22 protein-coding genes are annotated in these 23,834 nt (G+C 73.2%); 14 read left to right on the top strand and 8 right to left on the bottom strand.

From position 1 onward, the window contains the following. The first annotated feature begins 56 nt into the window (after positions 1-56). Positions 57-452 carry a MerR family transcriptional regulator gene (locus WA640_RS27655; protein WP_335992088.1) on the top strand — a complete coding sequence of 132 codons (396 nt, stop codon included), beginning with the start codon at positions 57-59 and terminating at the stop codon, positions 450-452. 64 nt (positions 453-516) lie between these two features. Here the strand turns inward: WA640_RS27655 and WA640_RS27660 are convergent, their stop codons facing one another. After that, positions 517-930 (bottom strand): arsenate reductase ArsC, encoded by a 414-nt coding sequence (locus WA640_RS27660; RefSeq protein ID WP_335992089.1) that lies wholly within the window; start codon positions 928-930, stop codon positions 517-519. A 95-nt stretch (positions 931-1,025) separates the two neighbouring features. Beyond that, positions 1,026-2,537 (bottom strand): flavoprotein, encoded by a 1,512-nt coding sequence (locus WA640_RS27665; protein ID WP_335992090.1) that lies wholly within the window; start codon positions 2,535-2,537, stop codon positions 1,026-1,028. Between the two features lie 108 nt (positions 2,538-2,645). On the opposite strand from WA640_RS27665, the gene WA640_RS27670 reads away from it, so the two are divergent. After that, on the top strand, positions 2,646-3,008 hold the full coding sequence (locus tag WA640_RS27670) for an ArsR/SmtB family transcription factor (protein WP_106363866.1): 363 nt from the start codon (positions 2,646-2,648) through the stop codon (positions 3,006-3,008). A 98-nt stretch (positions 3,009-3,106) separates the two neighbouring features. Beyond that, a complete protein-coding gene (locus WA640_RS27675) occupies positions 3,107-3,460 on the top strand; it encodes an iron chaperone (RefSeq protein WP_335992092.1) in 354 nt (117 codons plus the stop codon). Positions 3,461-3,493: 33 nt separating this feature from the next. Here WA640_RS27675 and WA640_RS27680 read toward each other — a convergent pair whose 3' ends face one another. Continuing rightward, positions 3,494-4,795 (bottom strand): hypothetical protein, encoded by a 1,302-nt coding sequence (locus WA640_RS27680; RefSeq protein ID WP_335992093.1) that lies wholly within the window; start codon positions 4,793-4,795, stop codon positions 3,494-3,496. A 194-nt stretch (positions 4,796-4,989) separates the two neighbouring features. Here WA640_RS27680 and WA640_RS27685 point away from each other — a divergent pair, with 194 nt between their 5' ends. From WA640_RS27685 to WA640_RS27705, 5 genes are all read left to right on the top strand, one after another. Next, positions 4,990-5,499 carry a hypothetical protein gene (locus WA640_RS27685; protein ID WP_335992094.1) on the top strand — a complete coding sequence of 170 codons (510 nt, stop codon included), beginning with the start codon at positions 4,990-4,992 and terminating at the stop codon, positions 5,497-5,499. 253 nt (positions 5,500-5,752) lie between these two features. Beyond that, a complete protein-coding gene (locus WA640_RS27690) occupies positions 5,753-8,308 on the top strand; it encodes a sensor histidine kinase (RefSeq protein ID WP_335992095.1) in 2,556 nt (851 codons plus the stop codon). 116 nt (positions 8,309-8,424) lie between these two features. Beyond that, positions 8,425-8,841, top strand: coding sequence for a pyridoxamine 5'-phosphate oxidase family protein (locus WA640_RS27695; protein WP_335992096.1), 417 nt, complete (start codon positions 8,425-8,427; stop codon positions 8,839-8,841). A 97-nt stretch (positions 8,842-8,938) separates the two neighbouring features. Next, the gene (locus tag WA640_RS27700; RefSeq protein WP_335992097.1) at positions 8,939-9,376 is read left to right on the top strand and encodes a universal stress protein; all 438 of its coding nucleotides are present in this window, start codon (positions 8,939-8,941) and stop codon (positions 9,374-9,376) included. Between the two features lie 66 nt (positions 9,377-9,442). Continuing rightward, entirely contained in the window at positions 9,443-10,438 is a 996-nt protein-coding gene (locus WA640_RS27705; protein WP_335992098.1) for a 2-hydroxyacid dehydrogenase, read from the top strand. A gap of 54 nt (positions 10,439-10,492) precedes the next feature. On the opposite strand, the gene WA640_RS27710 is transcribed toward WA640_RS27705, so the two are convergent. Continuing rightward, a complete protein-coding gene (locus WA640_RS27710; protein WP_335992099.1) occupies positions 10,493-12,871 on the bottom strand; it encodes a phosphoketolase family protein in 2,379 nt (792 codons plus the stop codon). Between the two features lie 117 nt (positions 12,872-12,988). Next, positions 12,989-13,630, bottom strand: a complete 642-nt coding sequence (locus WA640_RS27715; protein ID WP_335992100.1) for a response regulator transcription factor — start codon at positions 13,628-13,630, stop codon at positions 12,989-12,991. Positions 13,631-13,835: 205 nt separating this feature from the next. Between WA640_RS27715 and WA640_RS27720 the strand changes: the two genes are divergently transcribed. From WA640_RS27720 to WA640_RS27735, 4 genes are all read left to right on the top strand, one after another. Beyond that, entirely contained in the window at positions 13,836-14,273 is a 438-nt protein-coding gene (locus WA640_RS27720) for a universal stress protein (protein WP_335992101.1), read from the top strand. A 105-nt stretch (positions 14,274-14,378) separates the two neighbouring features. After that, positions 14,379-15,629, top strand: a complete 1,251-nt coding sequence (locus WA640_RS27725) for a GAF domain-containing sensor histidine kinase (RefSeq protein WP_335992102.1) — start codon at positions 14,379-14,381, stop codon at positions 15,627-15,629. Between the two features lie 162 nt (positions 15,630-15,791). Next, entirely contained in the window at positions 15,792-18,464 is a 2,673-nt protein-coding gene (locus WA640_RS27730; protein WP_335992103.1) for a bifunctional acetate--CoA ligase family protein/GNAT family N-acetyltransferase, read from the top strand. 141 nt (positions 18,465-18,605) lie between these two features. After that, the gene (locus WA640_RS27735; RefSeq protein WP_335992104.1) at positions 18,606-19,931 is read left to right on the top strand and encodes an NAD(P)/FAD-dependent oxidoreductase; all 1,326 of its coding nucleotides are present in this window, start codon (positions 18,606-18,608) and stop codon (positions 19,929-19,931) included. A 40-nt stretch (positions 19,932-19,971) separates the two neighbouring features. Here the strand turns inward: WA640_RS27735 and WA640_RS27740 are convergent, their stop codons facing one another. Continuing rightward, positions 19,972-20,457, bottom strand: a complete 486-nt coding sequence (locus WA640_RS27740) for a hydrogenase maturation protease (RefSeq protein WP_335992105.1) — start codon at positions 20,455-20,457, stop codon at positions 19,972-19,974. A gap of 148 nt (positions 20,458-20,605) precedes the next feature. Between WA640_RS27740 and hypF the strand changes: the two genes are divergently transcribed. Together hypF and WA640_RS27750 are read left to right on the top strand one after the other, a co-directional pair. Then, positions 20,606-22,681 carry a carbamoyltransferase HypF gene (hypF, locus tag WA640_RS27745; RefSeq protein WP_335992106.1) on the top strand — a complete coding sequence of 692 codons (2,076 nt, stop codon included), beginning with the start codon at positions 20,606-20,608 and terminating at the stop codon, positions 22,679-22,681. Further along, positions 22,681-22,932 carry a HypC/HybG/HupF family hydrogenase formation chaperone gene (locus WA640_RS27750; RefSeq protein ID WP_335992107.1) on the top strand — a complete coding sequence of 84 codons (252 nt, stop codon included), beginning with the start codon at positions 22,681-22,683 and terminating at the stop codon, positions 22,930-22,932. The genes hypF and WA640_RS27750 overlap by 1 nt, the downstream gene beginning before the upstream one ends. Positions 22,933-22,974: 42 nt before the next feature. Here WA640_RS27750 and WA640_RS27755 read toward each other — a convergent pair whose 3' ends face one another. Together WA640_RS27755 and WA640_RS27760 are read right to left on the bottom strand one after the other, a co-directional pair. Beyond that, entirely contained in the window at positions 22,975-23,586 is a 612-nt protein-coding gene (locus tag WA640_RS27755; protein WP_335992108.1) for a hypothetical protein, read from the bottom strand. Further along, entirely contained in the window at positions 23,583-23,834 is a 252-nt protein-coding gene (locus tag WA640_RS27760; protein ID WP_335992109.1) for an SHOCT domain-containing protein, read from the bottom strand. Before WA640_RS27760 ends, WA640_RS27755 begins: the two co-directional genes overlap by 4 nt.

Here is a 23,834-nt window from a genome sequence, read left to right on the forward strand (position 1 = left end):
GCAGTCGAGTCTTCATGTTAAGGTCAACCTGAAGTCAATTCCGGAAAGGCGTGATCGTGCTCATAGGCGAACTGGCGGGCCGGTTCGGACTCGCCGCCCATGTGCTGCGCCACTGGGAGGACGAGGGCCTGCTCGCGCCCGAGCGCGTCAACGGGCGCCGGACCTACGGCGACCACCACGCCGTGCGCGTCGCGATGATCCTGCGCGGCAAGGCGGCCGGTTTGCGCCTCGACCAGCTCCGGGCGGTCCTCGACGCCCCCGGCGGCGCCTCCCGCCGCGAACTGCTCCGAGAGCACCGGGACGCCCTGGACGAGCACATCCGCGAACTCGCCGCCTCGCGCGAGCTGATCGACCACGTCCTGCACTGCGAGGCAGAGGACTTCACCCGGTGCCCGGCGTTCATCCGCCTGGTCGCCTCCCTCGAAGACGGCGCGGCCCCGCACTACTGCTGAGAGGACTCGACCGCCCCGGACCCGGCCCCGGGATCGGCGCCGATCCGGGTCCGAGCGAGGCGGTTCAGAGGTCGCCGCCGGGCAGCAGCTCCTTGATCAGGGCTTCGACGCGCGCCTTGATCTCGTCGCGGATGGGGCGGACGGCGTCCAGGCCTCGGCCTGCGGGGTCGTCGAGTTTCCAGTCCAGGTACCGCTTCCCGGGGAAGACGGGGCAGGCGTCGCCGCAGCCCATGGTGATGCACACGTCGGAGGCTTCGACGGCGTCGACGGTGAGGATCTTCGGCGACTCGGCCGAGATGTCGATCCCGACCTCGTTCATCGCCGCGACGGCGGCCGGGTTGACCTGGTCGGCGGGCGCCGACCCGGCGGAGCGGACCTCGATCCGGCCGCCCGCGAGATGGGCGAGCCACCCGGCGGCCATCTGGGAGCGGCCGGCGTTGTGGACGCAGACGAAGAGCACCGAGGGCTTCTCGGTCATGTCATCCTCCAAGGTCGTGGCGGCGTGCGCGGGGCACACCGAGCGTAGACGGACGAGCGGGCCGGAGACCACGTCGTCTCCGGCCCCTGAAGAGGTCAGCCGCAGCACCCGCCGCCGCTCGCCTTGAGCTGGGGGAGTTCGCGGCGCTCGCCGGAGCGCCCGTGCAGGACGCCGGTGGCGAGGCCGCGGGAGCCGATCGCGACCGGTTCGGGCGCTGCCGTCCCGCATCCTCCGGTCGCGGCGGTCTCGCCCGTCCCGCAGCCCGACCCGGTGTCGGCGCCGGTGCCGCAGCAGCCGCCGGCCTCTCCCGCTTCGGCGATCGAGGTGGCGTCGAGGGACCGGCTGGAGGAGCAGACGCCGGTCTCGGGCAGGTCGAGTTCGACCGCGTCGGCGGCTTCGCGGTCCCCCGCGAGGGCGGCGGCGATGGAGCGGACCTGCTCGTAGCCGGTGGCGAGCAGGAAGGTCGGCGCGCGACCGTAGCTCTTCATGCCCGCGAGGTAGAAGCCCTCGTCGGGCTGGGCGAGGTCGGCTTCGCCGTGCGGGGGCACGGTACCGCAGGAGTGGAAGTTCGGGTCGATCAGCGGCGCGAGCTTCGAGGGCGCTTCGACGGTCGAGTCGAGGTCGAGCCGGATCTCGCGCAGCATCTCCAGGTCGGGACGGAACCCCGTCGCGGCGGCGACCTGGTCGGCATCGATGACGTGCTCGACGCCGCCGACCTCGCCCACGACAGACACCGAGCCGCCGGGTCCCGGCTCGAAGTGGTCGATCGTGAAGCCGGTGACCAGTTCGATCGCACCGGATTCGACGAGTCCGCGCAGGCGGGTGCCGATGGTGCCGCGGGCGGGGAGCGCGTCGGCCGACCCGCCGCCGTACAGCCGCGCCGGGGAGTCGCCGCGGATGGCCCAGGCGACCGCGGTCTCCGGCTCCTGCTCGGCGAGCTGCGCGAGGTTGAGCAGGGTGTTCGCGGCGGAGTGGCCCATGCCGACCACCAGGGTCCGCTTGCCGGCGAACCGGTCCCGCTCGGTTCCGAGCACATCCGGCAGCGGCCCGGCGGACCACGCCGCCCCGTGGTCCTCACCTGGCGCGGCGAGGCCGTGCGCGCCGAGCGGGTTGCGCCGGCCCCAGGTGCCGGAGGCGTCGATGACCGCGTCGACGACCAGGTCCGACCACGCGCCCGCAGTGGTGCGGAGGCGAACGAGGTAGGGGCGGCCGTCGCGGCCGATGGTGCGGGTCTTGTCGACGCCGAGGCGCGACACCGCCACCGCCTTCGTGCCGTAGCGGATATGGGTCGACAGCTCCGGGGTCCGGGCGAGCGGGGCGAGGTAGGCGTCGATGAGCTCGGCGCCGGTGGGCAGGCCGTCGGGGTCGGGCGCGGTCCAGCCGTGCGCTTCGAGCAGCCTGCGGGCGGCCGAGTCGATGTCGAAGCGCCACGGGGAGAACAGTCGCACGTGCCCCCACTGGCGGATCGCATCGGCGGGGCCGTCCCCGGCTTCGAGGACGATCGGGGTCAGCCCGCGCTCAAGCAGATGGGCGGCCGCGGCCAGACCCACCGGGCCCGCGCCGATCACGGCGACGGTGGAGACGGGGTGCGCTTCGAAGTGGGACATGGTGATCCTTCGTTGGTCAGCGGGTCGCGTCGGTCGCGATCACATCAACATGTCTAACTAATATCAGTGATTGCTGTTGATAGCAAGTTCTGTGGTTTACTTGACGGCATGAGCCGCACGATCGAACTCACCCTGACCGACGTGACCGCCGCGGACCGCTCGGACGAGGCCGTGATCGCGCACGCCAAAGACCTCGCCCCCCAGTTCAAAGCCCTGTCGGACGAGAACCGCCTCGCCATCGTCCTCCTGCTCTCGGAGCGCCCGCGGACCGTCCGCGAGCTGACCGACGCCACCGGCCTCGCCCAGACCCTCGTCTCCCACCACCTCGCACCCCTGCGCGACCTCGGCCTGGTCACCGTGACCCCCAAGGGCCGCAGCAACATCTACGCCCTGTGCTGCGACGCCTTCGCCGCGCCCCTGCGCGCCCTCGCGGGACTCTCCAACCCCGCCGAGCACAACGGCTGCTGCTGACGCGCCGTCGGCCCGGATCCGTCCATGTCATGCCGGTGCCTCCCTGCCGCGTGCCTGCGGTCGTACGGTGGGGTCATGGACAAGAGCGAGGTGCGACCATGGCGATAGCCGACCACGACGAGTACATCGCCGCGGCACCCGAGCCGTTCCGGCCGACGCTGGAGCGCCTGCGCGCGCTCCTGTCGGCGACGCTGCCGGAGGCGGAGGAGATCGTGGCCTACGACATGCCGGGGTTCCGTATCGGCGGCACCGTCGTCGCGAGCTACGCGGCGTTCAGCAGGCAGTGCGGGCTGTACCTCCAAGCGAGCGCCATCTCCGAACATGCCGAGGCGATCGCGGCCGGGGGCTTCAAGGCGACCAAGACCGGCATCACCTTCTCGCCGCGGAAACCGATCCCCGACGACCTCGTCGTACGGCTGGTGCGAGCGTCGCGCGAGGCCGCCGGGGCCTGATCGGCCCCGCCGACGGCATGCGACCGGGTGCGGCTATGCGGCCGCGGCCGCGGGCCGGGTGCGGTCTTCGGTTCTGGCGAGGACCTCGATCACGGTGACGGCCACTGCGAGCGCGAGGGTGATCCACAGTGCTCCCGAGGCGCCGCGGTGGGGCCACAGGATCAGCCAGACCAGGGAGAGGACGACGGCGACCCACTCCAGCGCCCGGCGGTTGCGCGACAGGAACGCGGGCACCGGGCCGAGCGGGAGCCCGGTGCGCGCCAGGCCCTCGGCGGTCAGGTCGAGCGCCTTGGACGCGGCCCGCCGGATCGCGGTCGCCGCGGCGCCGGGGCCGGCGAGCCAGGCGAGGACGGCGACGATGAGCGCCACGACGATCGCGGTCTGCGCCCCGGCGGTGAGGAAGCGGACCACGATGTCGTACACCGAGGCGACGGCTTGGGGCGAGCGGACCTCGTCGGGAAGGTTCGCCAAAGTGATGGTGCGCGCGAGGGCCACCACGATGAGCAGCACGGCCATCGCTCCGGCCAGGAGCAGCGCTCCGATGAGGAGCGCGCGGCGCCGGTTCGGGGCGATCCAGACTCCGGCGAGCAGCAGCGCGATCGCGGTCAGCGGCAGCGCCCACGCGAGCACGTCGAGCAGCTGCGCGGCGCCCTGGGCGTTCGCGAGGCCCCGGACCTCGATGAGCGGGAACTGGACCGACACGGCGGGGATCCGCTCGGCGATCGTCAGGCCCCGGTCCACCAGCGCGTTCTTGACCTGCTCGACGAGCGGGCCGAGGTCGATGTAGAGCATGTCGCCCTGCACGTCGAGGGTCTCGGAGGCCTCGCCGCGCAGGATCGCGGCGACCGCCTCGTGCGCGGTGGCGTTGGCGCCTGTCCACAGCTGCGCGAACCGGTCCGAGTAGACGACCGCGCGGACCTGGTCGTCCACGAATCCGTCGACGGCCGAGGCGATCGGCGCGGCGAGCGCATCGAGCGCGTCGGGGGCGCCGCGCGTCTGGATCGCGTCCACGGCCTGGTCGATATAGGTCTCGATGTCGAGATGCTCGTTGACCGCCTCGGCGACCCGGTCCGACACCGCGGCCCGAACGTCGTCGTCCTGCGCCAGCGGGGCCACGGTCGCCACGTACCGGTCCGTGTCGAGCAGCTGGTCGCGGCCGTACAGCACCACGACCGACAGCATCCCGATCAACGCCGCCAGCACCAGCACGACCGAGGCGCCGACCCATCGCGCGCCGCGCCGCCCGGACCGGGTCCCGGCCCTCCGCGCCGCGGCCTCGGCGCGCAGCCGCTCCAGCTCGGCGCGCTCGCTCCGCGACAACGGCACCTCGTCCACCGGTCCCCCCACCCGCTCGATCCCCGGAGCCAACGTATCGAACCCGAGGCCTCGTCGCGGCCGACAAGGCGAAACTGTTTGACGGGCTTCCTACGCCGATTTGACGGTCTGCATGCGGCGGAACGGCTTCAGCCGGGCCTACGGTGGACCCGCTTCCCGGCTCGCAACGGCTGCACTGACGAAGGAGTCCCCTCATGGACGACGGCATCGAACCCGAACATAGGCGCGCCCTCGGCGGACTCGCCGCCATCGCGGCGGTATGCCTGCTGGTGACCGCCGTGTTCGCCGTCGCGTTCGCCGCGAACTCGCGGGCGCTGGTCGACGGGTACCGGGCCTCGGCCGGCAGCGCCGGGATGCCGGGGGAGGCCGTGGTCACCGCCATCGAGGACCGGCGCGACGGCCAGGTCTGCCTCGGCCTGTTCACCCCCGAGAACGGCGGCGCCGCCGTCGAGGCGCGCATCGAGGTCCGAGGGGAGTGCGAGGCCGATCAGCGGATCGACGCCAGGCTGGCCTCGGCCCACACCTCGCCGTTCATCGGCGACGAGCACCCGCGCGCCTGGGAGCCGGGCGCCGGCGACTGGGGCATGTTCGTGCCGTTCACCGTCCTGTTCGCGCTCGCGTGCGCCGTACCCGGACTCATCGCGGCGGCGGCCCTGTCGAGGTGCGCCGTGCTCGCCTTCGGCCGCCCGCGCCCGCGGACCTGAGCCCGACGCGCGGTGGACCGCCGCGCCCGCGCCGGCCTCCGACTGCTACCCGGCCGAACGCGGAGCCGCCGTCAAGACCTCATCAAGGTTCGCTCCCGGCCCGTATCGATGACGTCAAGCACTCTGGGCAACCGGCTCGAACCGGCGTTCACTCGGTCTAGCCGACCCGCCCCAAGTCGTCGGCGCGGCGTCGCCTGCGCCTACCCCGACCATCAGGAGGGTTCCGGCCGCCCTGAGCGGAGAGGAGGAACCGATGACGCGCGGACAGTTCCGCATCTACCTGGGCGCGGCCCCCGGCGTCGGCAAGACCTACGCCGCACTGGAGGAGGCCCACCGCCGGGCGGCACGCGGGACCGACGTCGTGATCGGCTTCGTGGAGACGCACGGCCGACCGGCCACGAGCGACCTCATCGGGGACCTCGAAGTCGTCCCCCGCCGCGCCGTCGAGTACCGGGGATCCTCTTTCGAGGAGTTCGATGTGGACGCCGTCATCACGCGGGCGCCCGCCGTGGCGCTCGTGGACGAGCTCGCGCACACGAACGTGCCGGGCTCGCGGAACCAGAAGCGCTGGCAGGACATCGACGAGCTGCTGGACGCCGGGATCGACGTCATCTCGACGGTGAACGTGCAGCACCTCGAATCGCTCAACGACGTGGTCGCCGAAATCACCGGGGTGCCGCAGCGCGAGACGGTCCCCGACGAGGTGGTGCGCCGCGCCGATCAGGTGGAGCTGGCCGACATCACGCCGGAGGCGCTGCGGCGGCGCATGGTCCACGGCAACGTGTACCCGCCGGAGAAAGTCGATGCGGCGTTGTCGAACTACTTCCGGGTCGGGAACCTGACGGCGCTCCGGGAGATCGCACTGCTCTGGCTGGCCGACAAGGTCGAGGACCAGCTGGAGCAGTACCGCGACGCGCAGCAGATCACCGCGGTGTGGGAGTCCAAAGAGCGCGTGGTGATCGCTCTGTCCGGCGGCGACGAGGGCGACACGCTCATCCGCCGGGCCGCCCGGATCGCCGCGCGCTCGGGCGGCGCGGACCTCAAGGCCGTGTACGTCGCGTCGGGCGACGGGCTCACCAGCGCCGGCGCCGCAAGGAACCTGGCCCGGCAGCGGACCCTCATCGAGGACTTGGGCGGAACCTTCCACCAGGTCGTGGGGGACTCGATCCCCGACGCGCTCTTGGAGTTCGCGCGCGACGCGAACGCGACGCAGCTGGTCCTGGGGGCCTCGCGCCGCGGCCGGTTCGCCCAGGCGATCTCGCGCGGCGTCGGCGTCACCACGACAGCCCGGTCGGGGAAGATCGACGTGCACCTGGTCAGCCACGAACGCGTCGCCAAGGCGAGCCGGGGCCGACCGACCAACGGCGCCCTCGGCTCGGGCCGAAGGCTGCTCGGCGTCACGCTCGCGCTGGTCGGCATTCCCCTCCTGGTGATAGCCCTCAACCCCCTGCACGACGAGCTGTCGCTGACCACGATCATCCTCATCGTCCTCACCGCCGTCATGGGGCTCACGCTCACCGGAGGCATGTGGCCCGCGCTCCTGGCCGCGCTCCTCGGGTTCTTCCTCTTGAACTTCTTCTTCACCGAGCCGTACTACTCGTTCAAGGTCGACGACCAGGAGCAGCTGATCGCCCTCGGCATCTTCGTGGCCCTCGCCCTCGGCGGCGCCGCGGTGGTGAACCTGTCGGCCGCCCGCGCCCGCCTCGCCGCGCGGGCCAGCGCCGAAGCCCAGATGCTCGCTGCGCTCGCGGGGAACGTGCTGCGCGGCGGCGACCGCCTCGACGACCTCCTGGAGCAGCTGCGCGAGACGTTCGGCCTCGAATCGGTGACCCTCCTGGAACGGACCCAGCCCGGGGCGGGGCCGGACGAGCGCTCCGTCGCCAGGTACTGGCACCCGGTCGGCGGCGTCGGCCCCGTCTGCGACAGCCCCGGCGCCGCCGACAACGACCTCCCCGTCACCGACGAGCTCGCCCTCGCCCTGCGCGGGCACACCCTCGACACCTCGGAGCGGCGGATCGCGCAGGCGTTCGCGATGCACGCCGCCGCTGCGCTGGAGCGCGAACGCCTTGAGCGCCAAGCCGAAGCGGTCGAGCGGCTCACCGATGCGGACAAACTGCGGACCGCGCTGCTGGCCGCGGTCTCGCACGACCTGCGCACACCGCTGGCCTCCGCCCGGGTCGCCGTGTCGAGCCTGAAATCCACCGGAGAGCTGTTCACCCCTGGAGAACGCATGGAGCTGCTCGACTCGGCCGAGCAGTCGCTGGCGCGCTTGACGGGCCTGGTCGACAACCTGCTCGACATGAGCCGCCTCCAAGCAGGCGTGCTCGGCGCCGACCCCGTACCGATCGCCCTCGACGAAGCCGTCCCGTGGGCGCTCGACGAGATCGGCGAGACCGCCGCCGACATCGCCTTGGACGTGCCTGCCGACCTCGCCGAGGTCGTCGCCGATCCCGGTCTGCTCCAGCGGATCCTGGTGAACGTCATCGCCAACTCGCTGCGCTACAGCCCCGACGGGGTACCGCCCCGGGTGACCGCCGGCGTGCAGGGCCGGACCGTCGAACTCCGCGTGGTCGACCGCGGCCCCGGCGTCCCTGACGCGGACCGCGAGACGATGTTCCGGCCGTTCCAGCGGCTCGGCGACCGCGACAACACGACCGGCGTCGGCCTCGGGCTCGCGCTCTCGCGCGGCCTGGCCGAAGCGATGGGCGGCACGCTCACCGCCGAGGCCACCCCCGGTGGCGGCCTCACGATGGTGCTGGCACTGCCGCAGGTCGAACCGGCCGACGGTCTGCGCTCAATCACCGACTGATCGACACCCGTGCGGTGCCGTGTCCAGTCTCGGTGAGGACGGCGCCATGGGGGCGTCGGCGCTGCTACGGTCGAGGTGGGGAGACCCGCCCGGGCGCGATCTGAGGGGAGCCGGCCGTGGAGGACGAGCGGAAACCGGTCGAGTTGGAGCCGAAGGTCGCGCTGGGGCTGCTCACGCGCGCCGAGTTCGGGCGGGTCGCGTTCGTCGCGGACGGACTGCCGGTCATCAGGCCCCTGAACCACGTCGTGTTCGAGGGGCGCGTCATCGTATGCACGCAGAGTTCGTCGGTCTTCGCCGCGGCGGTGCGGGCGCAGCCGCATCTGGCGGTCGCCTATCAGGCCGACGAGATCGAGTCGCACGGCCGGATCGGCTGGAGCGTCCTGGTCGACGGCACCGCCGCCGACATCACCGGCGAGCCCGGCGCCGAGCGCCTGGGCATGCGGGTCCAGTCGTGGATCGATCGGCCCCTGGACACGGTCATCGCCATCTCGCCCGAGCACGTGAGCGGACTGCGCCTGACCATCGGCCACTGAACCGCCGGTGACCACCGGCCCGCCGCGCGGGGACCTTCGGCTCTGACCGGGGTCCGGGCGGGCGGCGAGACTGGAGCCTGAGAGGAAGGAGCGGGCCATGTCGAACCGCAAGCAGGAGCACGGGGTCGTCGTCGGCGTCGACGGGTCGGCGTCGTCGCGCAAGGCCCTGGAATGGGCCCTGGAGTACGCCGCCGCGCTGGACTTGACGGTGACGGCCGTGCAGGCGTGGCAGATCCCCTTGGCCTACGGCACCGGCGCGATGGTCCTGCCCGGTCAGGAGCTCGCCGAGGCGGCCCGCAGCGTCCTGGACAAGACCGTCGACGAGGTCGCCGCCGCGTGGCCGCAGGTCCACGTCGAGCGCCGAATCGAGGAGGGCCACCCGGCGAAGGTGCTGCTGAAGGCCGCCGAAGAGGCGAAGATGCTCGTCGTCGGCTCCCGCGGCCACGGCGGTTTCGTCGGCGCCCTCATCGGCTCGGTCAGCCAGCACTGCGTCACCCACGCCCACTGCCCGGTCCTGGTCGTCCGCACCAGGTGAGGGTTGTTCCACGACGGGGCGGCCGGTGCCGCCCCGTTTCCGTATCGTCGGAAGAGGAGGTGCATCATGCGGGTTGCCGTGTTCTCCACGAAGCCGTACGACGAGGCGTTCCTGCGGAAGGCGAACGGCGACGGCGACCATGAACTGCTGTTCCTGGAGCCGCGCCTGAACGCGGGGACCGCGCCGCTGGCCGAGAGCTGCGAAGCGGTGTGCGCGTTCGTCAACGACGACCTCGGCGCCGAGACGCTCCAGGCGCTGGCCGCGCACGGGGTCAGCTTCGCCGCACTCAGGTCGGCCGGGTTCAACCACGTGGACCTGCGCGCGGCGGCGGCGCTGGGGATCGCGGTGGCGCGGGTCCCGGACTACTCGCCGCACGCGGTCGCCGAGCACTGCGCGGCCCTGGTGCTCGCGCTCAACCGCAAGACCCACCGCGCCTACAACCGGGTGCGCGAGCACAACTTCGCGCTCACCGGCCTGCTCGGATTCGACCTGCACGGGCGCACCGTCGGCGTGGTCGGGACCGGGAAGATCGGGGCGTGCTTCGCGAGGATCATGGCCGGGTTCGGCTGCCGCGTCCTCGCCAGCGACCCCTTCCCGAGCGAGGCGGCGCTGGCCGCCGGCGTCGAGTACACCGACCTGGAGGACCTGCTGCCGGCGTCGGACATCGTCTCGCTCCACTGCCCGCTCACGCCGGAGACTCACCACCTGATCGACGCCGAGCGGATCGCACTCATGCGCCCCGGCGTGATGCTGGTGAACACCAGCCGCGGGGCCCTGGTGGACACCGCGGCGGTGATCGACGGGCTCAAGTCGGGCCGGATCGGGCACCTCGGCCTGGACGTGTACGAGGAGGAGGACGAGCTGTTCTTCGAGGACCTCTCCGACCAGGTCATCGGCGACGACGTCTTCGACCGGCTCAACGCGTTCCCGAACGTGCTCATCACCGGTCACCAGGCGTTCTTCACCGTCGAGGCCATCGAGGCGATCGCGGCCACCACGATCGCGAACCTGACGGCCTTCGCCTGGACCGGCGCGGGCGTGTACCCCGTGGCGCTCGACTGAGCGGACGCGAAGCGGGGCGGGACCGGCCGGTCCCGCCCCGCTGCTGTTGCGGCGCTACAGGTTCAGCGGCCTGCCGGGGCGCCAGTCGGCGACGGCGGGGTGGTCGGTGCCGTGGGCGCGGGTGTACTCGCGGCACACCTGGCGGGCGTCCCACATCTCCTGGCGCAGCCCCGCGGCGTTCTGCCCGAGCCCTGGGACGCGGTCGATCACGTCGATGACGAGGGTGAACCGGTCGAGGTCATTGAGCATGACCATGTCGAACGGCGTGGTCGTGGTGCCCTCCTCCTTGTAGCCGCGCACGTGGAGGTGCTCGTGCCCGGCGCGTCGGTAGGTCAGCCGGTGGATGAGCGTCGGGTAGCCGTGGAACGCGAAGATCACCGGCTTGTCGGTGGTGAACAGCGCGTCGTACTCCCGGTCGGGCAGGCCGTGCGGGTGCTCGGTGCTCGGCTGGAGCCGCATGAGGTCCACGACGTTCACGACCCGCACCTTCAGGTGGGGGAGGTGGCGGCGCAGGAGGTCGGCGGCGGCGACGGTCTCCAGGGTCGGGACGTCCCCGGCGCAGGCGAGGACCACGTCGGGCTCGGTGCCGCCGTTGCTGGAAGCCCACTCCCAGATGCCGAGGCCCCGTTCGCAGTGGCGCACGGCCTCGTCCATCGTCAGCCACGCCGGCGCGGGCTGCTTCCCGGCGACCACGACGTTCACGTACTGGCGCGAGCGCAGGCAGTGGTCCATCGTGGACAGCAGCGTGTTCGCGTCCGGCGGCAGGTAGACGCGGACGACCTCGGCCTTCTTGTTGACGACGTGGTCGATGAACCCCGGGTCCTGGTGCGAGAACCCGTTGTGGTCCTGGCGCCACACGTGGCTCGACAGCAGGTAGTTGAGCGAGGCGATGGGCCGCCGCCACGGGATGGCGTTCGTGGTCTTGAGCCACTTGGCGTGCTGGTTGAACATGGAGTCGACCAGGTGGATGAACGCCTCGTAGCTGGTGAACAGGCCGTGCCTGCCGGTGAGCAGGTACCCCTCCAGCCAGCCCTGGCACAGGTGCTCGGAGAGGACCTCCATGACGCGGCCGTCCGGTGCGAGGTGGTCGTCGCCGGGCTCGATCCGCGCGTTCCAGGCCCGGTCGGTGACCTCGAACGCGGCGCCGAGCCGGTTGGAGGCGACCTCGTCGGGGCCGAAGAGGCGGAACCGGTCGGGGTTGGCGGTGATGACGTCGCGGACCCAGGCGCCCAGGACCCGCGTGGCCTCGGCGTCGACGGCGCCCGGCCTCGGGACGTCCACGGCGTAGTCGCGGAAGTCGGGGAGCACGAGGTCGCGCAGGAGGATGCCGCCGTTGGCGTGCGGGTTGGCGCTCATGCGCCGGTCGCCGCGCGGCGCGGCCGCGCGCAGTTCGGCCGCCGGGGCGCCGGTCGCGTCGAACAGCTCCTCGGGCCGGTACGACCGCAGCCAGGCTTCCAGCATCGCCAGCTGGGCCGGGTCCTCGCGCACGGCGCCGAGCGGCACCTGGTGCGAGCGCCAGGTGCCCTCGACCGGGTGCCCGTCGAGTTCGCGCGGGCCGGTCCAGCCCTTGGGTGTGCGCAGGATGATCATCGGCCAGCGCGGCCGTCCCGCGGCAGCGCCCGAGCGGGCCTGGTCCTGGATCGCCCGGATGCGGTCGAGCGAGGCGTCGAGTGCGGCGGCGAGCGCCTGGTGGACGGTGTCGGGATCGTCCCCCTCGACCAGGTGCGGCTCGTATCCGAAGCCGCGCATCATCGCGAGGAGGTCCTCGCGGGGGATGCGGTCGAGGACCGTCGGGTTGGCGATCTTGTACCCGTTGAGGTTGAGGATCGGCAAGACCGCGCCGTCGCGGGCGGGGTTGAGGAACACGTTCGACAGCCAGGAGGCGGCCAGGGGCCCGGTCTCGGCCTCGCCGTCGCCGATGACGCAGGCGACGAGGAGGCCGGGGTTATCGAACGCGGCGCCGTAGGCGTGCATGAGCGCGTAGCCGAGCTCGCCGCCTTCGTGGATGGAGCCGGGGACCTCGGGGGCGGCGTGCGAGGGGACGCCGCCGGGGAAGGAGAACTGGCGGAACAGCCGCGCCATCCCGGCCTCGTCGCGCCCGATGGAGGGGTGGTGCTCGGTGTAGGTGCCCTCCAGCCAGGTGTTCGCGAGCATCGCGGGGCCGCCGTGGCCGGGTCCGGCAATGTAGATCGCGTCGAGGGCCCGCTCGGTGATGACCCGGTTCAGGTGGGCGTAGACGAGGTTGAGGGCCGGGCTGGTGCCCCAGTGGCCCAGCAGCCGCGGCTTGACGTGCTCAGAGCGCAGCGGCTCGCGCAGGAGCGGGTTGCCGAGCAGGTAGATCTGCCCGGCGGTGAGGTAGTTCGCGGCGCGCCAGCAGGCGTCGATCTGGCGCAGGCGCGCCTCGGTCAGCGGCGCGGGGAGCGTCTTGTCCATCGGAGGTCCTCTGCTCGTGGTCGGTGGGACTGCCTTCAGCCTCACGCGAACCGGCCCGTCCGCAGCAGGGACCGAAGTCCCGTTCCGCCGGGGCCAAGGCGAGTCACGCCCCCGCGCTCACTTGAACAGGCGGACGGCGAGGACGGCGGCCTGCGTGCGCCGTTCCAGGCCGAGCTTGCCGAGCACGCGGGTGACGTAGTTCTTGACGGTCTTCTCCGCCAGGTGCATGCGCTCGGCGATCTGGCGGTTCGTCAGGCCCTCGCCGATGAGCGCGAGGATGCGCTGCTCCTGCTCCGAGAGCGCTTCGAGCTCAGGGGCTTTGGCCGGGCCCGTGCGCAGCCGCTCCAGGACCGCGCCGGTCACGCGGGCGTCGAGGAGCGAGCCGCCCGCGGCGAGCTTGCGCACGCCGTCGACGAGGTCGTTGCCGCGTACCTGCTTGAGCAGGAACCCCGCCGCGCCGGCCTCGATCGCCGCGAACAGCGTCTCGTCGTCCTCATAGGAGGTGAGGATGACGACCGCGACATCGGGGTGGGTCTCCTTGATCCGGCGGCACACCTCGACCCCGGAGCCGTCGGGCAGCTGCGCGTCGAGGACCGCGACGTGGGGACGTGCGGCGGGATACCGCCGCAGGGCCTCGCCGACGCCCGCGGCCTCGCCGACCACCTCGATGTCGCCGTCGCGCTCCAGCAGCTCGCACAGTCCCCGCCGGACGACCTCGTGGTCGTCGAGCAGGAACACCCTGATGGTGTCCGTGTCCATCCTCCGAGTATGGCCCTCCGTGGCACCGGCCACACCTCGCCGAAGTCCGCACTGCAAGGGACCTTCGGCCCGTGCGATCCCGGGCTCAAGGGCGTTCGCCTCCCCGCGGCGGGCGGGACCGGCGGCCCCTGCGGAGGGGACCTTCGGCCCTGAACCGGGTCGGCGGCGGCGGCGAGACTGGACGCGGAACGAAGGAGGAGCGGTCATGACCGAGCACGAGAACGGCGCCGTCGTCGTCGGCGTCGACGGATCGGAGCCCGCCCGCAGGGCCCTGGAATGGGCGGTGGAGTACGCCGAACTGAAGGGCGCCGACGTCAAGGCCGTCCACGTCTGGCAGATCCCCTTCTCCGCCGGGGCCGACGGCATGGTCATGTCCGCCGCCGAGTACGCCGCCGACGCGCGGCGCGTCCTCGAAAAGGCCGTGGACGAGGTCGCGTCGGCGCGGCCCGGGGTGCCCGTCGCGATGCTCGCGGTGGAAGGGAACCCCGGGAGGACTCTGGTCGAGCTGTCCGAGCAAGCGGACCTGCTGGTCGTCGGCAGTCGCGGCCGCAGCGCCTTCGTGAGCGCGGTCCTCGGCTCGGTGGGCAAGTACTGCGTGATGCACGCGCACTGCCCGGTCCTGGTCGACCGCGGTCCCGAATGAGCCGGACAGGCCCGACCCGCCCTTCCCGTCCCGGAAGGGCGGTTCCGGCCCGCTTCGGCTCCGCTCAAAACTTGCGCTCCTGAAGGGACTCGCTACGATCAATGCATGGCTGAGACGACGCCGCACCGCCAGTTCCACTCCGGCCAGCCCTGGCGTCGAACCCCGATCGACGAGCTGCTGGTCGAGGTCGCCTCGCGGGTCGACGAGATCGTAGTGGACCGCGAGCGGCTGCGTGCGCTGCTGGACGCCGTGATCTCGATCGGCTCCGACCTCGAACTGTCGGCGATCCTCGACCGGATCGTCGTCGGCGCGATGACACTCGTGGACGCGAAGTACGGGGCCATGGGCGTCCTCGACGGCGCCGGCGGCCTCGCGGAGTTCCGCACCCAGGGGCTGTCGCGCGAGGAGATCGAGGCCCTCGGCGACCCGCCGACCGGTCGGGGCATCCTCGGCCACATCATCGACCACAACGAGCCCCTGCGCCTGGCCGACCTGTCCGCGCACCCCGCCTCGATCGGGTTCCCGCCCGGGCATCCGCCCATGCGGACCTTCCTCGGCGTCCCGGTCACCGTGGGCGAGAAGGCATGGGGGAACCTCTACCTCACCGACAAGGGCGGCGGGGAGCTGTTCACCGAGGACGACGAAGCGATCATCCAGGCCCTCGCCGCGGCCGCGGGCGTCGCGATCGACAACGCCCGCCTCTACACCGAGCTCGCCGCCTCCCAGGCCGACCGTGAGCGCCTGGTGGTCTTCCGCGACCGCGACCGCATCGGCCGGGACCTCCACGACCTGGTCATCCAGCGGCTCTTCGCGACCGGCCTGCAACTCCAGTCGATCGTCCACCTCGTCGACGCCCCCGAAGCGGCGGCGCGGATCAATTCGGCCGTGGACGAGATCGACGGGGCGATCAGCGACCTGCGGGCGGCGATCTTCAGCCTCCACACCGATGCGGACCAGGTGTTCTCGGCGACCGTACGGGGCCTGTGCGGCGTGGTGCGCCACCATCTCGGCTTCCCCCCGGACCTGACGTTCACCGGGCCCGTAGACGAAGCGGTGCCGGAGGCAGTGCGCATCGAGGTCCTCGCGATGCTCCGCGAAGCCCTCTCCAACGCCGCTCGCCACGCCAAGGCCTCCCGCGTCGCCGTCGTCACGGCCGTCCACGGATCGTCCCTGGTGATGACCGTGACCGACAACGGATGCGGCATCCCGCCGCAGGCGCCGCGGCGCGGACTCGCGAACCTCGCCTCCCGCGCCGCCGCGCTCGGCGGCGACTTCGCGATCGACGCGGTCGAACCGACCGGCACCGAGGTGCGCTGGACCATCCCCCTCGGCGACGCCCCCGCGAACGCGCGCTAGGAACCGCGCTTCGGGTCTCGGCTCAGGGCGTTCGCCCCGCCCGGATCCCTCCGGGACCAATGTCCCGAAAGGACCCGGGCCTTGGGCTCTGGCCGCGGCGGCTCCGCGATCGGAGGATCGGCTCTGGGCGGGTCGGACCGCCCCGAACCGCAAGGAGTCGACATGACACTTCGCACGCCCCCGGCCGTCGACGCGCTGGACGCCGACGGCCGCATCGTCCGCGTCCGCCCCGTCGCCACCGGCGACCTCACCGCGCTCATCGCCATGCACGAGCGGTGCACCACCGCCGACCTCCGGTACCGGTTCTTCGGTTCCGGACGCGGCGTCCTCGGCATCGAGGCGCGCCGGCTCGCGGGACTCAACGACACCGGCCGCGGCGTCGCGCTGGTCGTCGAGGACGACGGCGAGCTGATCGCCGCGGCCTCCTTCGAGTGCTTCCTCGAAGAGCCCGACCGGGCCGAGTTCGGCGTCCTCGTCACCGAGGCCCACCAGCACCGCGGCCTGGGGACGCTCCTGCTCGAACACCTCGCCCTCGCCGCCGGGTCCGGCGGGATCAAGGAGCTGTCCGGGCAGATCCTCGGCGGCAACCACAAGATGCTGCGCCTGGCGCGGCGCCTCGTCCCCGGTGCGCCGATGCCCTATGCCGACGGCGTCGTCGACGTCGTCCTCACCGCCGACCTCGACGGGGCCTTCGCCGACGAGGTCGCCGCGCGCGAGCGGGCCGCCGAGCGGCTCTCGCTGCGGTTCCTGCTCGACCCCGTTTCGGTCGCGGTCGTCGGGGCGAGCCGGACCGGCCGCGGCGTCGGCGCCCGCATCCTCCGCTCCATCGTCGAAGGCGGGTTCACCGGACCCGTCGCCGCCGTCCACCCCGAGGCCGAAGAGCTCGAAGGCGTCCCGACCGCCGCCTCCTTCGCCGAGCTGCCGCACCCCGTGGACCTGGCGATCGTCGCCGTCCCCGCGCCGCAGGTCGCGGGCGTGCTGCGCGACGCGGGCGAGGCCGGCGTCCGCGCGGCGGTCGTCGTCACCGCCGGGTTCGCCGAGACCGGCGACGTCGCGGCACAGGAGGAGCTGGTGCGCATCGCCCGCTCCCACGACATGCGCCTGGTCGGGCCCAACTGCCTCGGCATCGTCAATACCGACGGCGCGATCCGGCTCCAGGCGAGCTTCGCCCCCGAGCCGCCCGAGCCCGGCGGCCTGGCCCTGGCCTCTCAGTCCGGCGCGGTCGGCATCGCGGCGCTCGCCCACGCCACCCGCACCGGGCTCGGCGTCCACTCGTTCGTGTCCCTCGGCAACAAGGCCGACGTCTCCGGCAACGACCTGCTCGCCTACTGGTACGACGACCCCGGCGCCGAAGCCGTCGCCCTCTACCTGGAGTCCTTCGGGAATCCGCGCAAGTTCGCGCGCATCGCGCGCGCCGTGGCCCGCCGCAAGCCGGTCCTGGCCGTCAAGGGCGGCCGCTCCGAACCCGGACGCCGCGCCGGGCTCTCGCACACCGCGGCCGCCGCCAATCCCGAGGTCGCCGTCGACTCGCTGTTCGCGCAGGCCGGGGTCATCCGCTGCGACACCCTCGAACAGCTCCTCGACACCGCCCGCGTCCTCGTCGGGCAGCCGCTGCCCCGGGGACGGCGCATCGGTGTGGTCGGCAACGCCGGGGGCGTCGGCGTCCTCGCGGCCGACGCGGCCGCCGCCGCCGGGCTCTACCTGCCGGACCCGGGAGCCGCCGCCCGCGAGCGCCTGGCCCGCGCCGCCGCCGCCGGCAACCCCGTCGACCTGGGCGCCGCCGCCGACCCCGGCGCGTTCGCCGACGCGCTCGACGCGGTGGGCGCCTCCGGCGAGGTCGACGCGGTCGTCGCGGTATTCGCCGCCACGGGCACCGGCGACGTCGAAGGGAGCCTCGCCGCGATCGGCGACGCGCTCGACGCCCTGCCCGACCTCCCCGCCGCGGCCGTCGTCATGGGCCTGCCGGAAGCCCCGACCGCCCTGGGCGCCAGGCGCGTCCCCGTGTTCGCCTTCCCCGAGCCCGCCGTCGCCGCCCTGGGCCGCGCCGCCGACTACGCCGCCTGGCGGGCCCGCCCGCTCGGCACCCGCCCCGACCTGCCCGGCATCGACCGGACCCGTGCGCGCGGCCTCGTCGACCGGCTCCTGGAGCACGGCGACGGCTGGCAGACGGCCGCGGACGCCGCCGCGATCCTCGCCTGCTACGACATCCGGCTCGCTCCGGCCGTCCGGGTCGCCTCGAAGGGCGAGGCGGTCGCCGCCGCCCGCACCCTCGGCTACCCCGTGGCGGTCAAAGCCGACGACCCCCGGCTGGTCCACAAGACCGGCACCGGCACGATCCACCTCGGCCTCGACGACGCGCACGCGGTGCGGACGGCCTTCGCCGACGTCGCCACCCGCATCGAGGGCGGACCCGACGCCTCGGTGACGGTGCAGCCGATGCTCGACGCCGACATCGAGATGACCGCGGGGATCGTCCACGACCCCCGGTTCGGGTCCCTCGTCATGTTCGGCCTCGGCGGCACCGCCACCGACGTGCTGGCCGACAAGCAGTTCCGGCTGCTGCCGCTCACCGACGCCGACGCCGAGTCCATGTGGGGGTCGATCCGGTCCGAGCCGCTCCTGCACGGGTACCGGGGCTCGCGGCCGGTGGATCTGCGCGCGCTCACCGATCTCCTGGTCAGGCTCGGCCGCCTCGCCGAAGACCTGCCCGAGATCGCCGAGCTCGACCTCAACCCGGTCATGCCGGTCCGCTACGGCGTCCAGGCCGTCGACGTCAAGCTGCGGCTCGCGCGCATCGGCGACGAACCCGACCCGGTCGCCCGCCGCCTCCGCTGACGGGCCGGCCCGCGCGGCCGGGGGCCGCCCCGCCCCGGCCGCGCGGGCCCTAGGTCCCGCCGGGTCCGGCGCTTGGTCACTGCCCCGGCGGCCCCCGCCGCGCTGGGATGGAGGTACACAGCTGCAACCTCGGGAGGGGCCATGCACACCAGACCTCGGGTCGTCATCGTCGGCGGCGGCTTCGCCGGCCTCGAAACGGCCTTCACACTCCGCTCGCATCTGGGAAAGCGGGTCGATCTGCTGCTCATCGCCGACCAGCACGACTTCGTCTTCAAGCCGAACTCGATCTACCTGCCCTTCGGGGGCGACGAGGAGAAGATCCACGTCCCGCTCACCGAAGCGGCGACGCGCCGCGACATCGACCTGATCCGCGGCTCGCTCGCCCGGGTCGACACCGGCGGCCACCGCATCGAACTCGACGACGGCACCCTGGAGCACTACGACTTCCTGGTGCTCGCGACCGGCGCCGCCATGCGCCCCGAGGAGATCCCCGGGCTCGCCGCGCACGCCCGGACGATCTGGAACCCCGGGCAGATGCACGAACTCGGGGCCGACCTGGAGCGCCTGCGCGCCGACACGGCCGACGGCAAGGTCAAGCACGTGCTGTTCCTCGTGCCGCCCGGCAACAAGTGCGCCGGGCCGCTCTACGAGATCGTGTTCATGCTCGACACCTGGCTGCGCCGCCACCACCTGCGCGACCTCGTCTGCCTGACGTTCACCACCTTCGAATCGAACTTCATCCAGGCGTTCGGGCCCGGCGTCCACAAGGTCGTGACCGAGGAGTTCGCCGACCGGGGGATCAACGGCTACACCCACCACGCGGTCACCCGCGTCGAAGGCGGCAGGGGTGAGGGCGGCAGGGGTGAAGGCGGCAGGGGTGAAGGCGGCAGAGTCGAGTACGCCAACGGGACCTGCCACACGTTCGACCTGCTCGTCGCATTCCCGCCGTATGTCGCCGCCGTGGACTACCCGGGCCTGCCCACCGACGACCGCGGATTCCTGCTCACCGAGCCCGAGACCCGCCGCGTCAAGGGCACCGACAACGTCTACGCGCCCGGCGACGCCGGGGACTTCCCTGTCAAGCAGGCGTTCCTGGCGTTCCTCCAGGCCGACGCCGTCGCCGACGACATCGCCGCCCGCATCGACCCCGACGCCGTCCCACACCCGCGCCGGTTCGCGCCGATGAGCATGTGCGTCATGGAGATGCTCGACAAGGCCACGTTCGCGCAAGTGCCTCTCCAGACCACCGGCGACCCGGCCGCGCCGGTCCGCGTCGACCCCGACGCCGGGGACGACTACCTCGTCGGCGTCTCGCCGCTGTGGCGCCTGGGCAAGAAGGCCCTCGGCTACTACCTGCCGCACCAGTTCGGCGCGGGCAGGCCCTTCCACGGCGGTCTGCCTTGGCACACCATGGAACTGGGCCTCAAGGGCATGGCCAAGACCCTGGCCGCGCCGGTCCGGGACTGAGGAGCGCGGGGCCGGCCCCGGCCGGCCCCGCGCCGCCGCATCACACGGAGGTCCGCGCGGACACGGCGAACTCGGCCAGGTCCGCGCCGACGTGCTCGGCCACGTGCCCCGCCGCGCGCCGGACCGCCGCCGACATGCGCGTCCCGAACCCGTACTCGCCGATCTCGATCGCGTAGACCACGAGGCGCTCCGGCATCCGGTCGAGCTCGCGCGCGAGGCGGACCGCCGTCCCCATCCCCAATCCGTGCGAAGTGGACGAGGATTCGCCCGCGGCCGCGACGTCCTCGACTTCGAGCCGGTGGATCCGCCCCGGCACCGGCGAGCGGACCGCGAGCGCGTCCACCACGATCGCGAGCTCCGTGAACGACCACAGCTCGATCAGCCGGGACGGCTCGCCGTCGCAGACCGCGAGCCGCGCCCACCGCGGCGCCGCTTCCTCGCGGAGCCGGTCCACTACGGCCAATCCGACCCCGTCGTCCTGGCGGTACCTGTTGCCGATCCCGATGACCACTGCTGAAAGCGACATGCCGGCCTCCTTTCGACGCTTCCAGGGCAAACGTAGAACTCCAGCGTCCGAAGCGGACCGGACCGAAGGTCCCGTCGGGAAGGGAGCGAAGGCCCATGCGCGGCGCGGGCACGGGCGCGATGCTCGAAGTGACGGCGAAAGGAGCACCATGCGAACCCCCGGCCTCACCGCCCCGCTGACCGGCCGCCCGCGGCCGGGCTTCACGATCACGCCCAGCACCGCGGCCGAGTCCCTCGCCGCCGGCATCCCGCCCGACCTCGCCACCTGCGACGACTGCCTGCTGGAGCTGTTCGACCCCGCCGACCGCCGCTACCGGTACCCGTTCCTCAACTGCGCCTCGTGCGGCCCGCGCGCCTCCGTGATCGAGGGGCTCCCGTACGACCGCGAGCGGACCGCCATGCGGCGCTTCATCATGTGCGACGAATGCCGCGCCGAGTACGAGGACCCGGGCGACCGACGGTTCCACGCCGAGCCGATCGCCTGCCCGCGCTGCGGCCCCCGCCTGGACTGGAACGGCGGCGCCTCGTACGGCGACAGCGCGCTCGCCGACGCGGTCCGGACCGTCGCGAACGGCGGCCTCATCGCCCTCAAAGGCATCGGGGGCTACCAGCTCGTGTGCGACGCCGCCGACGAGGCCGCGATCGCCCGCATCAGGCTCCTCAAGGGACGCCCTGCCAAGGCCCTCGCCGTCATGGTCCCCGACCTCGGCGACGCGCTCGCCGCGGCCGTCCTCGACGACGCCGAGCAGCGGCTCCTGCTCGAAGCGGGCCGCCCGATCGTCCTGGCCGCATCGCGCCGGACCCTCCCGGACGCCCTCGCCCCCGGCTCGGACCGCATCGGCCTCCTCCTGCCCAACAGCCCACTGCACCACCTGCTGCTCGGCGCCCTCGACCGGCCCCTGGTCGCCACCAGCGCGAACCTGCCCGGGGAGCCCACGATCACCGCCGACGCGGAGGCCGCCGCCGTGTTCGGCCGCCGCGCCGACGGCGTCCTCGCCCACGACCGCCCCATCACCGCCCGCTACGACGACTCGGTGGCGCAGGTCGTCGACGGGCGGCCCCGACTGCTGCGCCGCGCCCGCGGCTACGCCCCGGCTCCGCTCGCGCTCCCGGAGCCGGCGGCGGTACCACTGCTCGCGGGCGGGGCGCAGCGCAAGCACACCTGCGCCGTCGCGGTCGGACACCAGGCGGTCCTCGGCCCGCACACGGGGGACCTGGAGAGCGCAGCGGCGTTCGAGGCGTTCACCCGCATGACCGCCGACCTGGGCCGCCTCTACGGCGTCGAGCCCGCCGCTGCCGCGCACGACCTCCACCCCGACTACGCCTCGACCCGCCACCTCGTCTCGCTCGAAGGCGTCGGCCACATCGGCGTGCAGCACCACCACGCGCACGTGGTCGCCTGCGCGGCCGAGCACGGCGTGCCCGCCCCGTTCATCGGCGTCGCCTACGACGGCCTCGGGTACGGCGCCGACGGCGGCCTGTGGGGCGGGGAGGTCATGGTCGCCGACTACGCCGGGTTCGAGCGCACCGCCCGCATCGCCCTCGCGCCCATGCCGGGCGGCGAGCGCGCGGTGCTGCGCCCGGCCCGCATGGCGATGGGCTACCTCCTCGGGTCCGAGCCCGGCCTCGACGCGGTCGACCCGGGCATCGCCCGGGCGTTCCTGCGCCGCTTCGACCCCTGGGAGGTCGCCGTCGTGCGCCGCATGATCGAGCACGACCTGAACTCGCCGCGGATCTCCAGCGCCGGACGGCTCTTCGACGCCGCGGCGAGCCTGCTCGGCCTGTGCGACGACATCACCTTCGAAGGCGAGGCCGCGATGCGCCTCGAAGCGGCCGCCGCCGACCGCTGGGGCCGCCCCCTGCCCTGGCGCATCACCGGCAAGGACGGGCTGCTCGTCCTCGATCCCGCGGTGACCCTCCAGGCGCTGCTCGCCGCGGCGCGCACCGAGCCGATCGGCACCGTCGCCGCCCGCTTCCACGCCACCATGGTCGAGGCCACCGCGGAACTGGTGCGCAGCGCCGCCGCCCGCGCCGGCACCCGGCGGGTGTGCCTCGGCGGCGGCGTGTTCGCCAACCGGCGGCTCTCCCAGGACCTGCTCGCCGTCCTGCGCGACGACGGGTGCGAACCCTATCTGGGCGAGCGCGTGCCGCCCGGCGACGGCGGCATCGCCTACGGGCAGGCCGCGGTCGCCGCCGCACGCCTCGCCCGGAAAGGAGGGGCGTGATGTGCCTGGGCGTGCCCGGGAAGATCCTCTCGGCCGGCGGCGGATTCCCTCCGATGGGGACCGTCGACTTCGGCGGGGTGCGGCGCGAGGTCTGCCTCGCCTACACGCCCGAAGCCGAGGCCGGGGACTTCGTCATCGTCCACGTGGGCTTCGCCATCGCCCGCATCTGGCCCGACGAGGCCGCGCGGTCCCTCGCCGCCCTCCGGGCCCTCCCGGGAGTCCTGGAGGCCGAACTCGGGGAGGCGCCGTGAAGTACCCTCCTCAGGTGCACATTGGTGCCGCGGCGGTCCCGGTCAGTCCGTGCCGGTGCGGGCGACGAAGCCGCCGAGCCAGGAGTGGGGCCAGACCTCGCCGGTACCGTCGCGGACCGAGATCAGCCGGGTCGGCGTGCCGGTCCCGTCCTCGGCGATCACGGTGCAGTAGCCGGGGAACGCCGTGACCTCGGCGGCCCGCTCGCCCGGCCGCTCGGCGGCGAGCCACTGGTCGGCGAGGGCCGCCGCACCGTCCGGATCGGACGCGGCCGGATCGGCCCACGCGGCCATGTGCGAGCCGTACTCGGTGTTCCACCGCATTGCCGGGCCCCGCTCGATCCACGCAGAGCCGCGAGCGGGGTCGACGAGGACCTCCGTCGCGGGGGTCCCCGACGGCTCGGTCAGCACCGCGTAGAAGCCGTTCTCGAACTCCATGACCTCGCCGACGACCAGCCCGAGGTCCGCGGCGAACGCGGCGGCGGCCCGCTCGGCGCCGTCCAGGTCCGCGACCGCGGAGCCGGAGTCCGAGCGCCAGTGCCCCCAAGGGCCGCTCCAGTCCCGGTCGGGGCCCGCGGCGATGAGGACGAACGAGGCGACCAGCAGCACCCCGGCGGTGACCAGCGCCGTCAAGGGCGCCAGCCTCCCGCGGGTCACGGCCGCTCACCGCCGTCCAGCTGCTCGCGGACCCTCAAGTAGTCGGCCTCGTCGATCTCGCCGGCCGCGTACCTGCGGTCGAGCACCTCCCGCGCAGTCTCCCGCGGTCGCGCCTCGGGATGCGGGCGACGGCCGTCCCCGTGCTGCGCCAAGCGCACCGCCGCCCAGACGATCACGCCTGCCAGCGCGATCCACAGCAGCGGCATCAGCATCATCCAGCCCCATCCGGGGTCGTACCCGTACATCAT

This window comes from Glycomyces sp. MUSA5-2 (genome assembly GCF_037034145.1).
GTDB lineage: Bacteria > Actinomycetota > Actinomycetes > Mycobacteriales > Micromonosporaceae > Glycomyces > Glycomyces artemisiae.

Bases quoted from the DNA above. Each gene is read 5' to 3' on its own strand.
- WA640_RS27685 (WP_335992094.1), top strand. From the start codon at position 4,990: ATGGACGACGGCATCGAACCCGAACATAGGCGCGCCCTCGGCGGACTC.
- WA640_RS27705 (WP_335992098.1), top strand. From the start codon at position 9,443: ATGCGGGTTGCCGTGTTCTCCACGAAGCCGTACGACGAGGCGTTCCTG.
- WA640_RS27715 (WP_335992100.1), bottom strand. From the start codon at position 13,630: ATGGACACGGACACCATCAGGGTGTTCCTGCTCGACGACCACGAGGTC.
- WA640_RS27760 (WP_335992109.1), bottom strand. From the start codon at position 23,834: ATGATGTACGGGTACGACCCCGGATGGGGCTGGATGATGCTGATGCCG.
- WA640_RS27670 (WP_106363866.1), top strand. From the start codon at position 2,646: ATGAGCCGCACGATCGAACTCACCCTGACCGACGTGACCGCCGCGGAC.
- WA640_RS27750 (WP_335992107.1), top strand. From the start codon at position 22,681: ATGTGCCTGGGCGTGCCCGGGAAGATCCTCTCGGCCGGCGGCGGATTC.
- WA640_RS27710 (WP_335992099.1), bottom strand. From the start codon at position 12,871: ATGGACAAGACGCTCCCCGCGCCGCTGACCGAGGCGCGCCTGCGCCAG.
- WA640_RS27740 (WP_335992105.1), bottom strand. From the start codon at position 20,457: ATGTCGCTTTCAGCAGTGGTCATCGGGATCGGCAACAGGTACCGCCAG.
- WA640_RS27725 (WP_335992102.1), top strand. From the start codon at position 14,379: ATGGCTGAGACGACGCCGCACCGCCAGTTCCACTCCGGCCAGCCCTGG.
- WA640_RS27730 (WP_335992103.1), top strand. From the start codon at position 15,792: ATGACACTTCGCACGCCCCCGGCCGTCGACGCGCTGGACGCCGACGGC.
- hypF (WP_335992106.1), top strand. From the start codon at position 20,606: ATGCGAACCCCCGGCCTCACCGCCCCGCTGACCGGCCGCCCGCGGCCG.
- WA640_RS27720 (WP_335992101.1), top strand. From the start codon at position 13,836: ATGACCGAGCACGAGAACGGCGCCGTCGTCGTCGGCGTCGACGGATCG.
- WA640_RS27735 (WP_335992104.1), top strand. From the start codon at position 18,606: ATGCACACCAGACCTCGGGTCGTCATCGTCGGCGGCGGCTTCGCCGGC.
- WA640_RS27690 (WP_335992095.1), top strand. From the start codon at position 5,753: ATGACGCGCGGACAGTTCCGCATCTACCTGGGCGCGGCCCCCGGCGTC.
- WA640_RS27665 (WP_335992090.1), bottom strand. From the start codon at position 2,537: ATGTCCCACTTCGAAGCGCACCCCGTCTCCACCGTCGCCGTGATCGGC.
- WA640_RS27700 (WP_335992097.1), top strand. From the start codon at position 8,939: ATGTCGAACCGCAAGCAGGAGCACGGGGTCGTCGTCGGCGTCGACGGG.
- WA640_RS27675 (WP_335992092.1), top strand. From the start codon at position 3,107: ATGGCGATAGCCGACCACGACGAGTACATCGCCGCGGCACCCGAGCCG.
- WA640_RS27660 (WP_335992089.1), bottom strand. From the start codon at position 930: ATGACCGAGAAGCCCTCGGTGCTCTTCGTCTGCGTCCACAACGCCGGC.